Origin of the sequence: Streptomyces lucensis JCM 4490 (assembly GCF_014650035.1) — a bacterium.
GTDB lineage: Bacteria > Actinomycetota > Actinomycetes > Streptomycetales > Streptomycetaceae > Streptomyces > Streptomyces lucensis.
This window is the reverse complement of record NZ_BMUE01000015.1, coordinates 121,039-134,804: the sequence shown is the minus strand read 5'-3', so window position 1 is coordinate 134,804 and position 13,766 is coordinate 121,039. Positions and strand designations below refer to the sequence as shown.

Below are 13,766 nucleotides of genomic sequence, written 5' to 3'. Positions count from 1 at the left end.
TGGGCCATGGACCGTGGCAGCGAGCGGGACACACCTCCCGGGCGCGGCGCCGGCGACACCGCGGCGGGCCGGATCGCGCTGGCCGTGGTCGTCGTCGACCGCACCGGCCTGGTCTCGCACTGGAGCAGCGGCGTACGGCGTCTGTTCGGCGTGGACCGGGAGGACGCCGTCGGGCGGCCCGCGGCCGACCTGCTGCCGGTCTCCGGCGCCCTGCCCGAGGACCCGCACGTCGACGCCATGCCGGACGCCTACGAGGAGTACGACGGGCCCGGCCCCGACCTGGAGGCCTCGCTCGGCGGCGCCAGCGCCTACGCCACGGCCGGCCGCGCCCGCCTCTCCCCGGACCGGCACGCACCGGACGGCGAACGGCTCGACGTGCTCTGGTGGGCCTACCCGCTGGTCGGCCCCGGCACCTCCGGGCTGCTCGTGCTCGCCGCCGACGCCACCCGGCTGCGCGACGAACGCGGCTACGACGACGAGACCGCCGAGCGCATCTCGCCCGGCTTCGCCCGCCACACCGAACTGCCGGCCTCCGAGGAACTGGAGCGGCGGCTGCCCGAGATCCTGCCCAGCATGGGTCCCGGCCTCAGCGGGCGCATCGTCTCCCAGGTCCTCGAACTGGGCTACCCCGTGCTGGAGTTCAGCCAGTTCGACCGGGTGCCCGTGACCCCGTACTGGGGTGTGCCCCGCCGCCCGGGCCGCACCCGTGCCGAGGCCGCCGCACCCCGGGAACGGGTGGTGGCCGTCCCGGTCCCGGCCGGCGCCGAGCAGGACCTGGAGTACGCCGCCGTGCGCGAGCGGCTGGAGTTCCTCAACGAGGTCAGTTCCGCCATCGGCACCTCCCTGGACCTCGGCGAGACCATCCGCGAGGTCACCAGCGCCGCCGTGCCCCGGTTCACGGACTTCGCCGGCACCCACCTGCGCGCCGCGGTCCTGGCCGGCGAGGGCTTCCCGGACGGCCCGCCGGACGCCAGCACAGTGATGTTCCGCGTCTGGGTCGAGCACAACGACGAACCGGGCCGCTGGGACGACACGGTGCCCGTCGGCGAGGCCTTCGCCTTCCCCGAGCACACGCCGTTCTACCAGTGCATGGTCACCGGTGAGCCGGTGCTCATCCCGAGGGTCACCAAGGAACTGGCTGGCCGGATCGCCGGCGAGTTCGAGAAGCGCGACCTCAGGCCGCTGATCTCCGGCCGGTCCCTGCTGATCGTCCCGCTCAAGGCGCGCAACGTCGTCCTCGGCTTCATGGTGCTGATGCGCCGCCCCGACCGCCCGGCGTTCGACGACATGGACCGCACCACCGGCGCCGAACTCGCCGCCCGCGCCGGCCTCGTGCTCGACAACGCCCGCATGTACACCTACCAGGAGAACGTCGCCGACACCCTGCAGGACAGCATGCTGCCGCAGGTGAGCCCGCGGATGGCCGGGTGCGACGTCGCCACCCGCTACCTGCCCGGCACCCGGCTCGGCCGGATCGGCGGCGACTGGTTCGACACCATCAAGCTGCCCGGCTCGCGCACCGCCCTGGTGGTCGGCGACGTCATGGGCCACGGCCTCAACTCGGCCGCGATGATGGGACAGTTGCGCACCGCCGTGCAGACCATGGCCGCCATGGAGACCCCGCCCGCCCAACTGCTGCGCAACCTCGACGACCTGGCCCGCCGGCTCGGCGACAACTACCTCGCCACCTGCCTGTACGCGGTCTACGACCCGATCCGCGGCGAGCTGACCCTCGCCAACGCCGGACACATCCCGCCCGTGCTGGTCCGCGCCGAGGACGGCAGCAGCGAGCTCCTCGAACTGCCCACCGGAGCGCCCATAGGGGTCGGCGGCGTGGCCTTCGAGACCTCTCGCGTCAAGGTCGCGCCCGGCGACCGGCTGGTGCTGTGCACCGACGGTCTGGTCGAGGTGCGCGGCTCCGACATCGGCGAGGGCCTCGCCGCGCTCTGCGAGTCCGCCGCGCACCCCGCCGCCTCGATGGACGACGCGTGCGACACCATCATCCGCGCCCTCAACACACGCGGCGGCCGCAAGGACGACGTCGCCCTGCTCATGGCCCGCCTCAACGGCATCCCCGACGAGCACGTGGCGGAGTGGCGGCTGGAGAGCGATCCGGCCGAGGTGCCCCGGGCCCGCCGGCTGGTCCGTGAACGGCTCCTGGCCTGGGGCCTGCCGCAGGCGGTGGAGACGGCCGAACTGCTGGTAAGCGAGGTCGTCACCAATGCCGTCCGGCACGGGCGCAGCGACCGGATCGGGCTGCGGGTGGTGCGCACCGACGCGCTGCTTTTCGAGGTCACCGACGACGAGCCGGCCCTGCCCGCCATGCTCGGCGCCGGCCCGCACGACGATGCGGGGCGCGGACTGCGCGTGGTCAGCCGGCTGGCCCGGGAGTGGGGCGCCAGCGCAGCCGGCCACCACAAGACGGTCTGGTTCGAGCAGACCGTCACCGCAAGGCACTGAACACGGCACGTCCCACGCACCGTCGGGCTGTCCCGGCCCAGGACCGGACACACGACCCCTTGCCCAACCCCCGGTCGGCGCGATATCCCGATCACGCAACCGACCCGTGGGGAGAACGCATGAACGTCTCGGACAAGTACCGCAACGCGTGGGAGAGTTACTGGAGCGAGACATCCGACGCCCTGGGCGAGGCGATATGGGACGCCGACCCCTCCCTGAGCGCCCAGCCGCACAGCGACCTGCTCCTGCCGTACGCCGACCCCGCCCGCACCATCGTCGACCTCGGCTGCGGCAACGGCACCCAGACCCGGTTCCTCGCCACCCGGTTCGCCCGCGCCGTCGGCGTCGACCTCTCGCACGCCGCCGTCGAACACGCCCGCCGCGGCACGGACGGCGACACCGTAGAGTTCCAGCAGCTCGACCTCACCGACGCCGACGCCGTACGCGCCCTGCACGACCGGCTCGGCGACAGCAACGTCTACATGCGGGCCGTCATCCACCAGAGCGAACCGGCCGCGCGCTCCGCCGTCGCCGCCGCCGTCGCCCGGATCATCGGCACCGAGGGGCGCGCGTTCGTCGTCGAACTGACCTCCGGGTCCCGGGACGTCCTCCAGCGAGCCGCGTCCGGACCGGCCGGCCCGCCCCCGAAACTCCAGCGCGTCTTCCACCACGGGCTCAAGCCCGCCGACGCCGACGACGAGGAGATCCCGCGCCTGCTCGCCGAGGCGGGCCTGAAGATCCTCGCGGACGGCGAGACGGTTCTGCCCCAGACCGAGTACCTGACGGACGGCACCCGCATGGACCTGCCCGCGCGCTGGTTCGTCCTGGCCGGACGGTGACCTCGGCCCGAGACCCCCGGCCGGCGGGCCGCGTGGCCGGTCCCGCCGCGCCCGCGGGGGACCGGCCGGCGGCCGTCCGTTTCGCGGGGTCGGGGTCGTAGCCTGACCGCTTCCCGGCGCGTAACGTGACGCAGCATGAAGATCCTCATCAGTGCCGACATGGAGGGGGCCACGGGCGTCACCTGGCCCGCCGACGTACTGCCGGGGACACCGCAGTGGGAGCGGTGCCGGTCGATGTTCACCTCCGACGTGAACGCCGCCGCGACCGGCTTCCTCGACGGCGGCGCCGACCAGGTCCTCGTCAACGAGGCCCACTGGTCCATGCGGAACCTGCTGCTGGAGCGGCTCGACGAGCGGGTGGAGATGCTCACCGGGCGGCACAAGGCCCTGTCCATGGTGGAGGGCGTCCAGCACGGCGACGTCGACGGCGTCGCCTTCGTCGGCTACCACGCCGGCGCCGGCATGGAGGGCGTGCTCGCCCACACCTACCTCGCCAACCAGATCACCGGGGTCTGGCTGGACGACGTCCGCGCGAGCGAGGGCCTGCTCAACGCGCACGTCGTCGCCGAGTACGGCGTCCCCGTCGTGCTCGTCACCGGCGACGACGTGGCCTGCGAGGACGCCCTCGGGTACGCCCCGGAGGCACTGAAGGTCGCCGTCAAGGACCACGTCTCGCGGTACGCCGCCGTGTGCCGCACCCCGGCCCGCACCGCCGCCGACATCCGCGCCGCCGCGAAGGAGGCCGCACGGCTCGCGGTGCGCCGCGAACCCGACCGGGCGGGCCCGCACACGGTCGCCGTGGAGTTCGACGCCGAGCACCTGGCCATGGCCGCGACCGTCGTCCCCGGGGTGGCGCGGACCGGGGAACGGAAGGTGGCCTACACCAGCGCCACCATGTACGAGGGGATCAGGACGTTCAAGGCGGTCACCACGATCGTCTCTGCCGCCGTGGAGGAGCAGTATGGCTGACCAGCAGGCCTTGGACGAGGTCGTGGAGTACACCTCCGGCCTGATCCGCATCGACACCACCAACCGGGGCGGCGGGGACTGCCAGGAGCGGCCCGCCGCCGAGTACGCGGCCGAGCGGCTGGCCGGCGCGGGCCTGGAGCCGCTGCTGCTGGAGCGGACACCGGGACGGACCAACGTCGTCGCCCGGATCGAGGGCACCGACCCCTCCGCCGACGCCCTGCTGGTCCACGGCCACCTCGACGTGGTCCCCGCCGAGGCCGCCGACTGGAGCGTGCACCCGTTCTCCGGCGAGGTCCGCGACGGCGTCGTGTGGGGGCGGGGCGCCGTCGACATGAAGAACATGGACGCGATGATCCTCGCGGTCGTCCGGTCCTGGGCCCGGGAGGGCGTACGGCCGCGCCGGGACCTCGTCATCGCGTTCACCGCGGACGAGGAGGCCAGCGCCGAGGACGGCTCCGGATTCCTGGCCGACCGGCACCCCGAACTCTTCGAGGGCTGCACCGAGGGCATCAGCGAGTCCGGCGCCTTCACCTTCCACGACGGCGCCGGAAGGCAGTTGTACCCGATCGCCGCCGGGGAACGCGGCACCGGCTGGCTGAAGCTCACCGCGCGCGGCCGGGCCGGGCACGGATCCAAGGTGAACCGGGAGAACGCGGTGACCCGGCTCGCCGCCGCCGTCACCCGCATCGGTGAGCACGAATGGCCGCTCAGACTGACCCCGACCGTGCGGGCCGCGCTCACCGAACTCGCCGCGCTATACGGCATCGAGGCCGACCTCACGGACGTGGACCGGCTGCTGGAGAAGCTCGGCCCGGCCGCCAAGCTGGTCGAGGCGACCGTCCGCAACAGTGCCAACCCGACCATGCTGGACGCCGGTTACAAGCTGAACGTCGTCCCGGGGGAGGCGGTCGCCCACATCGACGGCCGGTACCTGGCGGGCGCCGAGGAGGAGTTCCGTGCCACCCTGGACGAACTGACCGGTCCGGACGTCACCTGGGAGTTCGCGCACCACGAGGTGGCCCTCCAGGCGCCGGTCGACTCGGCCCTGTTCGCCCGGATGCGGGCCGCCGTCGAGGAGTTCGCGCCCGAGGGACACGTGGTGCCCTACTGCATGTCGGGCGGCACGGACGCCAAGCAGTTCTCCCGGCTCGGCATCACCGGGTACGGCTTCGCCCCGCTGAAGCTGCCCGAGGACCTCGACTACCAGGCGCTGTTCCACGGCGTGGACGAGCGGGTGCCCGTGGAGGCGCTGCACTTCGGCGTGCAGGTGCTGGACCGCTTCCTGCGGACGGCGTAGACGATGGGGGAGCGGATGCTGAAGTCACCGTACGGATCGTGGCCTTCGCCCGTCGACGCGGCGATGGCAGCCGCGCACGACGGGCATCCCGAGTGGGTGGGGTACGTCGGGGACGAGGTCTGGTGGACCGAGCCCCGGCCCGGCGAGGGCGGCCGGCGGGCCCTCGTCAGACGGCGGGCCGACGGCGTCGAGGAGCCGGTGCTGGCCGCGCCCTGGAACGTGCGCAGCCGGGTCATCGAGTACGGCGGCCGGCCCTGGACCGGCGTGCCGGTCGACGGCCGGCCCCTCGTGGTGTTCGTGCACTTCGCCGACCAGCGGCTGTACCGGTACGAGCCGGGCGGCGAACCGCTGCCGCTCACGCCGGTGTCCCCGGTGGGCGGCGGGCTGCGCTGGGCCGAGCCGCGGGTGGACCTCGCGCGCGGCGAGGTGTGGTGCGTGCTGGAGGAGTTCACCGGCGACGGCCCCGACGACGTACGGCGCGTCCTGGCCGCCGTGCCCCTGGACGGCTCCGCCGCCGGCGACCGCGGCGCGGTGCGCGAACTCGTCCCGGCCCACCACCGGTTCGTCACCGGACCGCGTCTGTCACCGGACGGCCGGCGGGCGGCCTGGCTCGGCTGGGACCATCCGCGCATGCCGTGGGACGGCACGGAACTGCTCGTCGCCGACGTCGCGGACGACGGCACCCTGCGGGACGCGCGGACCGTCGCCGGCGGACCGGACGAGTCCGTCGCCCAGGTCGAGTGGTCCGCCGACGGCAGGCTGCTGTACGCCAGCGACCGCGGAGGCTGGTGGAACCTGTACCAGGACCGCACCCCGCTGTGCCCGCGCGAGGAGGAGTTCGCCGGACCGCTGTGGAAACTGGGCCTGCGCTGGTTCGCGCCCCTGGACAACGGGCTGATCGCGGTCGTGCACGGCCGGGGCTCCGCCGTGCTCGGCATACTCGACCCGGACTCCGGTGAGGTCGTCGACGTCGCCGGACCGTGGACCGAGTTCGCCTCGACCCTCGCGGCGCACGGCGAACGGGTGGTCGCCGTCGGCGCCGGCCCGCACACAGCGCACGAGGTGATCGAGCTGGACACCAGGAGCGGACGCGCCCGCGCGATCGGGGCCCGGCACCGGGACCCCGTCGACCCCGCCTACCACCCACAACCGCTGCGCCGCGTCTTCACCGGTCCCGGCGGCCGTGAGGTGCACGCGCGCCTCTACCCGCCGCACCACCCCGAACGCATCGGAGCGGACGGTGAGTTGCCGCCCTACGTCATCTGGGCGCACGGCGGTCCCACCAGCCGGGCGCCGCTCGTGCTGGACCTGGAGATCGCCTACTTCACCTCCCGCGGCATCGGCGTCGCCGAGGTCGACTACGGCGGCTCCACCGGCTACGGCCGGGCCTACCGGGAACGGCTGCGCGGGCAGTGGGGCGTGGTCGACGTCGAGGACTGCGCCGCCGTCGCCCGCGCCCTCGCCGAGGAGGGCGCCGCGGACCCCGCCCGGCTCGCGATCCGGGGCGGCAGCGCCGGCGGCTGGACCGCCGCCGCCTCCCTGACCACCACCCGCCTGTACGCCTGCGGCACCATCCTCTACCCGGTCCTCGACCTGGCCACCTGGGGTCCGGGAGAGACCCACGACTTCGAGTCCCGCTACCTGGAGTCGCTGATCGGCCCGATCGCCGAGGTGCCGGACCGGTACGCCGAGCGCTCGCCGACCACGCACGCCGACCGGCTCACCGCCCCCTTCCTGCTGCTCCAGGGTCTGGACGACGTCATCTGCCCGCCTGCCCAGTGCGAACGCTTCCTCGCCCGGATCGAGGGCCGGGGCGTGCCGCACGCCTACCTCGCCTTCCCTGGGGAGGGGCACGGGTTCCGGCGGGCTGACACGGTGATCCGCGCCCTGGAAGCGGAACTGTCCCTGTACGCCCAGGTGTTCGGGCTGACCCCGACGCCGGAGGTCCCGAAGGTGGAACTGAGCACGTGAAGGAACTGCAACGCCCGGCCCGGCTCGCTCCCGGAGCGCGGGTGGCCGTCGTCGCCACCAGCGGACCGGTGCCCGAGGAGCGCCTCCAGGCGGGACTCGACGTGCTGCGCGGCTGGGACCTGGACCCGGTCGCCGGGACCCATGTCCTGGACCGGCACGACGAGTTCGGCTATCTGGCCGGCACCGACGCCGACCGCGCCGCGGACTTCCAGCGCGCGTGGTGCGACCCCGCCGTGGACGCCGTGCTGTGCGCCCGCGGCGGGTACGGGGCGCAGCGCATGGTCGACCTGCTCGACTGGGACGCGATGCGGGCGGCCGGGCCGAAGGTCTTCGTCGGCTTCAGCGATCTCACCGTCCTGCACGAGGCGTTCGCCTCCCGTCTGGGGCTGGTCACGCTGCACGGGCCGATGGCGGCCGGCATCGACTTCGTCAAGAACACCCGGGCGCAGGAGCACCTGCGGGCCACGCTCTTCGCCCCGGAGACGGTCCGCACCATCACCTCCGGCGGCACGCCCCTGGTGTCCGGCCGGGCCCGGGGCGTCACCCTCGGCGGGTGCCTCTGCCTGCTCGCCGCGGAGGTGGGCACCCCGCAGGCCCGTTCCTCGGCGGCCGGAGGGCTGCTGTGCCTGGAGGACGTGGGCGAGGAGACCTACCGGATCGACCGGTACCTGACCCAGCTCCTGCGCGCGGGGTGGCTGGAGGGGGTGCGCGGCGTGCTGCTCGGCTCCTGGCAGGACTGCGACGACTACGCCGAGCTGCGCCCACTGCTGGCCGACCGGCTCGGCGCGCTCGGAGTCCCGGTCGTGGAGGACTTCGGGTTTGGCCACTGCGCGGGCGCGTCGACGATCCCCTTCGGGGTGGCGGCCGAACTCGACGCGGACGCGGCCACGCTGACGCTGGACCGGCCCGCACTGCGCTGACCCGGATCACGCGGGCGTCGTAGGCTGACCGGATGTCGCACTCCACCACCCGCCACCTAGCCGAAGGCCCCCGCGTCGGCATCCGCTCCTTCACCCTGGAGGACGGCCCCGAGTTCACCGCACGGGCCCGGGAGAGCAAGGCCCTGCACCGGCCGTGGCTGTTCCCGCCGGACAACGACGAGGCCTACGCCGGATACGCCGGGTCGCTCATCGAGGACCCGGCCCGGCAGGGCTTCCTCGTGTGCGAGAAGGACACCGGGGACATCGCCGGGTTCATCAACATCAACAACATCGTCCGCGGCGGCTTCCAGTGCGGCGCCCTCGGCTACGGCGCCTTCGCGCACGCCGCGGGGCGGGGGCTGATGCGCGAGGGCCTGGGCCTGGTGATTGGGTACGCGTTCGGTCCGCTGGGACTGCACCGGCTGGAGATCAACGTGCAGCCCGGGAACGTGGCGTCCGTCGCCCTCGCCCGGGGGGCCGGGTTCCGGCTGGAGGGCTTCTCACCCGACATGATCTTCGTCGACGGAGCCTGGCGGGACCACGAACGCTGGGCGATCACCGCCGAGATGCGCTCCGCCGGCTGACCGGCTCAGCCCCGCTGGTCCACGTACTCGAACACCGACCCGTCCGGATGCATCGCGACCAGGTTGCGGCCCACCGGCGTGGGCACCGGCCCCGCGATGATCCGGGCGCCCAGTTCCGTCAGCAGCCGGTGGGCCTCGTCCACGTCCTTCACCGCGATCGTCGCCGCCACCTTGCGCAGGATCTCCAGCTCCGGCTCGGGGCCGCTCATCAGCAGGAAGGAACCGACCGCCGCGACCTGGACCCCGCCGCGGTCGAAGCGCAGCGCCGTGCCGCCCGCCAGACGCTCGTAGAAGGGGATCGCGGTGTCGAGGTCGTCGACGCAGATGCGCAGAGATGCGCCCAGAATGTCCATGCGCACGAGCCTAGTTGGGAAGGTCGCGACGGCACAGGCCGCTGCGGCGTTACCCGCTGTGTCCGGCGGGTACCCGCCCGGTATGGACCGTTTGGATCACCTGGAACATCTGGACAAGCACCTCGTCGAAGAGCTGGCACAGGTGGCACGCGAGACGGTACGCGACGAACTGCGCGAGCAGACCCGCAAGCAGCGCCGCACCGCCGTGCTCTATGCCGCCTCCGGCGCCGTCGCCCTCTACGCGGGCGCCGCCGTGGCGCTCGCGGTGGGTCTCGCCCTGGCCATCGGCCTGCCCGGCTGGGCGGCGGCGCTGATCACCGCGGCGATCCTCGGCGCGGTGGCCTACCTGCTGCGCGGCGCCGCCCATCCGCACCACGGGCACCACGAGCCCCGGCCGCCGCAGCACGTGATCGGCGGCACCCCACCGCCCGCCCCGCCGAGCGGCCTCGGCATGCCCTACCCCCCGAACACCCCACCCCGCCCTGACACCAACCCGGACATCCCCCACCACAGGGCCTGACGGAAGGCCGCCCGAGCCAACCCAGGGGCGCAGGGGACTACGCACCCAGCCACAGCCGCCCCGCAAGCCCCGTCCCCGTCCGAGGCGAGCCCAGCCGCCCCAACCCAGGGGCGCGGGGAACCGCGCACCCAGCCCGAACGAACCCGCACCCGACCGCCCCGCAGGCTCCGTCCCCGTCGGGCCGAGGCCGGGAAGGCCAACCCAGGGGCGCGGGGAACCGCGCGCGCCCAGCCACAGCGGCCCCGCACCCGACGACGCGCCCCAGAACGCCGCACGCAGCGATCGGCGGCGTTCGGGTGCTCAGACCGGCGTACGAGTGACCCGCCCGGCGTTTGGGTGCCCCGGCCCCGGTTACGCGGAACACCTCGGACGGAACGAGCCGCACCGCCGGAGGGGAGACGCACGGTGACCGCCGGCGTCGGTCCCGCCCACCGGCCCGGCCACCGACCCCTGCCCCGGTGGACCGCCGAATCCGCTCCCGACTCTGCGCAAGGAGACCGAGAACCCTCATGAACACTGCCGAACTCGTCGAACTCGGGCAGCAGTTGCGTGTGGACAGCGTACGGGCGGCCGCCGCCGCGGGGTCCGGGCACCCCACGTCCTCGATGTCCGCGGCCGACCTCATGGCCGTCCTGCTCGCCAACCACCTGCGCTACGACTTCGAACGCCCCGAGCACCCGGCCAACGACCGCTTCGTGCTCTCCAAGGGACACGCCTCGCCGCTGCTGTACGCCGCCTACAAGGCCGCCGGCGCCGTCGAGGACGGCGAGCTGCTCACCTTCCGCAAGCTCGGCAGCCGCCTCGAAGGCCATCCCACGCCCCGGCGGCTGCCCTGGGTGGAGACGGCCACCGGCTCCCTCGGCCAGGGCCTGCCGGTCGGCGTGGGCATCGCCCTCGCCGGCAAGCGCCTGGACCGCACCGGATACCGGGTGTGGGTGCTGTGCGGCGACAGCGAGCTGGCCGAGGGCTCGGTGTGGGAGGCCGCCGAGCACGCGGGCCACGAGCACCTGGACAACCTGATCGCGGTCGTCGACGTCAACCGGCTCGGGCAGCGCGGCCCCACCCGGCACGGCCACGACCTCGACGCCTACGCCCGCCGCTTCCAGGCGTTCGGCTGGCACACGGTGCAGATCGACGGGCACGACGTCGACAAGATCGACCGGGCGTACGGCGAGGCGCTGTCCACCACCGGGCAGCCCACCGTCATCCTCGCCCGCACCCTCAAGGGCAAGGGCGTCGCGGCCGTCGAGGACCGCGAGGGACTGCACGGCAAGCCGCTGCCCGAGGCCGAGGAGGCCATCGCCGAACTGGGCGGACCGCGCGAGCTGCACGTGCGCGTCAGCGAGCCCCCGGCCGCGGCCGCCATGCGCTCGGCGACCACCGAGGCCGTCCAGCTACCGCGCTACGATCAGGGCGACGAGGCCGCCACCCGGGACGCCTTCGGCAAGGCCCTCGCCGCGCTCGGCAGCGCCCGGGGCGACGTCGTCGCCCTGGACGGCGAGGTCGGCGACTCCACCCGCACCGAGGAGTTCGCCAAGGCCCACCCGGACCGGTTCTTCGAGTGCTACATCGCCGAGCAGCAGCTCGTCGCCGCGGCCGTCGGCATGGCCACGCGCGGCTGGGTGCCGTACGCGTCGACGTTCGCCGCGTTCCTCAGCCGCGCCCACGACTTCGTGCGCATGGCGTCCATCAGCGGCTCCGGGCTCAACCTGGTCGGCTCGCACGCGGGCGTCGCGATCGGACAGGACGGGCCCTCCCAGATGGGGCTGGAGGACCTGGCGATGTTCCGCGCCGTGTACGGCTCGACCGTGCTCTACCCGTGCGACGCCAACCAGACCGCCCGGCTGGTCGCGGCCATGGCCGGCCTGGACGGCATCCGCTACCTGCGCACCTCCCGCGGCAAGACCCCCGTGATCTACGGCCCCGGCGAGGAGTTCCCGGTGGGGGGCAGCAAGACGCTGCGCTCCGGCGAGGACGACCGGCTGACCGTCGTCGCGGCCGGGGTCACCGTGCACGAGGCGCTGGCCGCCGCCGACCGGCTGGCCGAGGAGGGCATCCCGGTGCGGGTCATCGACCTGTACTCCGTCAAGCCCGTCGACGCGGAGACCCTGCGCCGGGCCGCCGAGGAGACCGGCTGCCTGCTGACCGTCGAGGACCACCACGCGGAGGGCGGCATCGGTGACGCCGTCGCCGAGGCCTTCGGCGACGGCCGGCCCGTGCCCCGCCTGGTCCGGCTCGCCGTGCGCACCATGCCGGGCTCGGCCGCCCCCGACGAGCAGCTGCACGCGGCCGGCATCGACGCCGTGGGCATCGCGGCGGCCGCCAGGCTGCTGGTGGAGGAGGCGGTCGTGCGATGAGCGACGGCGACGCCCGGAGCATACGGGCGGGCCGTCGCACGGTGCGCGTCCACCGGCCCGGCAAGGTCCTCTTCCCCGGGGCAGCCGGCGTCGGGCAGTACACCAAGGGCGACCTCGCCGACTACTACAGGCGCGTCGCCCCCTACCTGCTGCCGCACCTGCGGGGCCGTCCGCTGATGCTGGAGAGGCATCCGGACGGCCTCGACGGGCCGCGGTTCATGCAGAAGAACGCCCCCGGCCACTACCCGGACTGGATCACCCGCGCCGAGGTCGCCAAGGAGGGCGGCACGGTCACGCACGTCGTGTGCGACGACACCGCCACCCTGCTTTACCTGGCCGACCAGGCCTGTCTCACCCTGCACCGCTGGCTCTCCCGCACCGACCGGGCCGCCGGCCCGGACCACCCCGACCGGCTCGTGTTCGACCTCGACCCCGCCGGTGACGACTTCGCCCAGGTCCGCGAGGCCGCCGTCCGGGTGCGCGAGCTGCTGGACGAGCTGGACCTGCCCGCCGCCCCGATGACCACCGGCTCGCGCGGACTGCACCTCGTCGTCCCCCTCGACGGGCGGCACGACTTCGACGACGTACGGCGATTCGCCCACGACGTCGCGGAGCTGGCCGCCTCCCGGCACCCGGAGCGGCTCACCACCGCAGTCCGCAAGAAGGAGCGCGCCGGCCGCCTCTACCTGGACGTGCAGCGCAACGGCTACGCGCAGACCGCCGTCGGCCCCTACACGGTCCGCGCCCTGCCCGGCGCCCCCGTCGCCGTGCCCCTAAGCTGGGAACAGGTGGCCGATCCAGACGTCCATGCCCGGCGCTGGACCATCGCCGACGCCGTCGACCAGGCCCGCAGTGACCCGTGGGCCGCGCTGACCGGCCGGGGCCGGGCCCTCGGACCCGCCCGGCGCCGTCTCGCGGCGCTCACCCGCTGACCGCCGCCCGTCGCCCCCGGCCGGCCCCCCGCGGACCGTCTGCCACCTGCGGCGTCGAGGGCGGGTGCCCCCGGAATGTTTGGCCAGGGGATGAGCGGCCACACGCAGGGGAGAGGTGGCCATGACGAACACAAACGACACACCCGATTCGCAGAGTTCACAGAAAACCCAGAAAGCGCGGCAGACGGACGACGAAGCGTCGCAGGACGCTCCCGCCGCCGAGCGGCCGGCCCCCATGCAGGTGCTGCGTGAGGCCCGCGCCCAGCTCAGCGAGCTGACCGGTCTCGCCCCGGAGTCGGTGTCCTCCTTCGAGCAGACCGAGGACGGATGGTCGCTCGAGATGGAGGTCCTGGAACTGGAGCGGGTCCCGGACACCATGAGCCTCATGGCGAGCTACCAGGTCGAGCTGGACCTGCAGGGTCAGCTCACCGGCTACCGGCGCGTCCGCCGCTACGAGCGCGGACGGGCCGACGCGCGCAGGGGCGGCGGCCACTAGGCCGCCCGCATCCCGCGACCGGCGTCCAGCCACACACCGCGCACCCGAAGACCGAGAAGGAGGAACGG

General features: G+C 74.0%; 12 protein-coding genes. 11 read left to right on the top strand and 1 reads right to left on the bottom strand.

The features are described from left to right. Positions 1-6 precede the first annotated feature (6 nt). The 7 genes from IE177_RS28265 (at position 7) to IE177_RS28235 (ending at position 9,040) form a co-directional block, all read left to right on the top strand. The gene (locus IE177_RS28265) at positions 7-2,460 is read left to right on the top strand and encodes an ATP-binding SpoIIE family protein phosphatase (protein ID WP_190018277.1); all 2,454 of its coding nucleotides are present in this window, start codon (positions 7-9) and stop codon (positions 2,458-2,460) included. Between the two features lie 119 nt (positions 2,461-2,579). After that, positions 2,580-3,299 carry a class I SAM-dependent methyltransferase gene (locus IE177_RS28260; protein WP_190018276.1) on the top strand — a complete coding sequence of 240 codons (720 nt, stop codon included), beginning with the start codon at positions 2,580-2,582 and terminating at the stop codon, positions 3,297-3,299. 135 nt (positions 3,300-3,434) lie between these two features. Next, entirely contained in the window at positions 3,435-4,268 is an 834-nt protein-coding gene (locus tag IE177_RS28255; RefSeq protein ID WP_190018275.1) for a M55 family metallopeptidase, read from the top strand. Next, positions 4,261-5,565 (top strand): M20/M25/M40 family metallo-hydrolase, encoded by a 1,305-nt coding sequence (locus IE177_RS28250; RefSeq protein WP_190018274.1) that lies wholly within the window; start codon positions 4,261-4,263, stop codon positions 5,563-5,565. Before IE177_RS28255 ends, IE177_RS28250 begins: the two co-directional genes overlap by 8 nt. A gap of 3 nt (positions 5,566-5,568) precedes the next feature. Beyond that, complete coding sequence (locus IE177_RS28245; RefSeq protein WP_190018273.1) at positions 5,569-7,536, top strand: S9 family peptidase; 1,968 nt, start codon at positions 5,569-5,571, stop codon at positions 7,534-7,536. Beyond that, complete coding sequence (locus IE177_RS28240; RefSeq protein WP_190018272.1) at positions 7,533-8,456, top strand: S66 peptidase family protein; 924 nt, start codon at positions 7,533-7,535, stop codon at positions 8,454-8,456. The genes IE177_RS28245 and IE177_RS28240 overlap by 4 nt, the downstream gene beginning before the upstream one ends. 32 nt (positions 8,457-8,488) lie before the next feature. Further along, complete coding sequence (locus IE177_RS28235; protein WP_190018271.1) at positions 8,489-9,040, top strand: GNAT family N-acetyltransferase; 552 nt, start codon at positions 8,489-8,491, stop codon at positions 9,038-9,040. A 5-nt stretch (positions 9,041-9,045) separates the two neighbouring features. Here the strand turns inward: IE177_RS28235 and IE177_RS28230 are convergent, their stop codons facing one another. After that, complete coding sequence (locus IE177_RS28230; protein ID WP_190018270.1) at positions 9,046-9,393, bottom strand: VOC family protein; 348 nt, start codon at positions 9,391-9,393, stop codon at positions 9,046-9,048. Positions 9,394-9,475: 82 nt separating this feature from the next. On the opposite strand from IE177_RS28230, the gene IE177_RS28225 reads away from it, so the two are divergent. The 4 genes from IE177_RS28225 (at position 9,476) to IE177_RS28210 (ending at position 13,698) form a co-directional block, all read left to right on the top strand. Beyond that, positions 9,476-9,913: a phage holin family protein gene (locus IE177_RS28225; protein ID WP_190018269.1), complete on the top strand. Its 438-nt coding sequence runs from the start codon at positions 9,476-9,478 to the stop codon at positions 9,911-9,913. A 509-nt stretch (positions 9,914-10,422) separates the two neighbouring features. Beyond that, a complete protein-coding gene (locus IE177_RS28220) occupies positions 10,423-12,270 on the top strand; it encodes a transketolase (protein ID WP_190018268.1) in 1,848 nt (615 codons plus the stop codon). Further along, on the top strand, positions 12,267-13,202 hold the full coding sequence (gene ligD / locus IE177_RS28215) for a non-homologous end-joining DNA ligase (protein WP_190018267.1): 936 nt from the start codon (positions 12,267-12,269) through the stop codon (positions 13,200-13,202). The genes IE177_RS28220 and ligD overlap by 4 nt, the downstream gene beginning before the upstream one ends. A 121-nt stretch (positions 13,203-13,323) precedes the next feature. Beyond that, positions 13,324-13,698, top strand: a complete 375-nt coding sequence (locus tag IE177_RS28210; RefSeq protein WP_190018266.1) for a gas vesicle protein GvpO — start codon at positions 13,324-13,326, stop codon at positions 13,696-13,698. Positions 13,699-13,766: the final 68 nt, after the last annotated feature.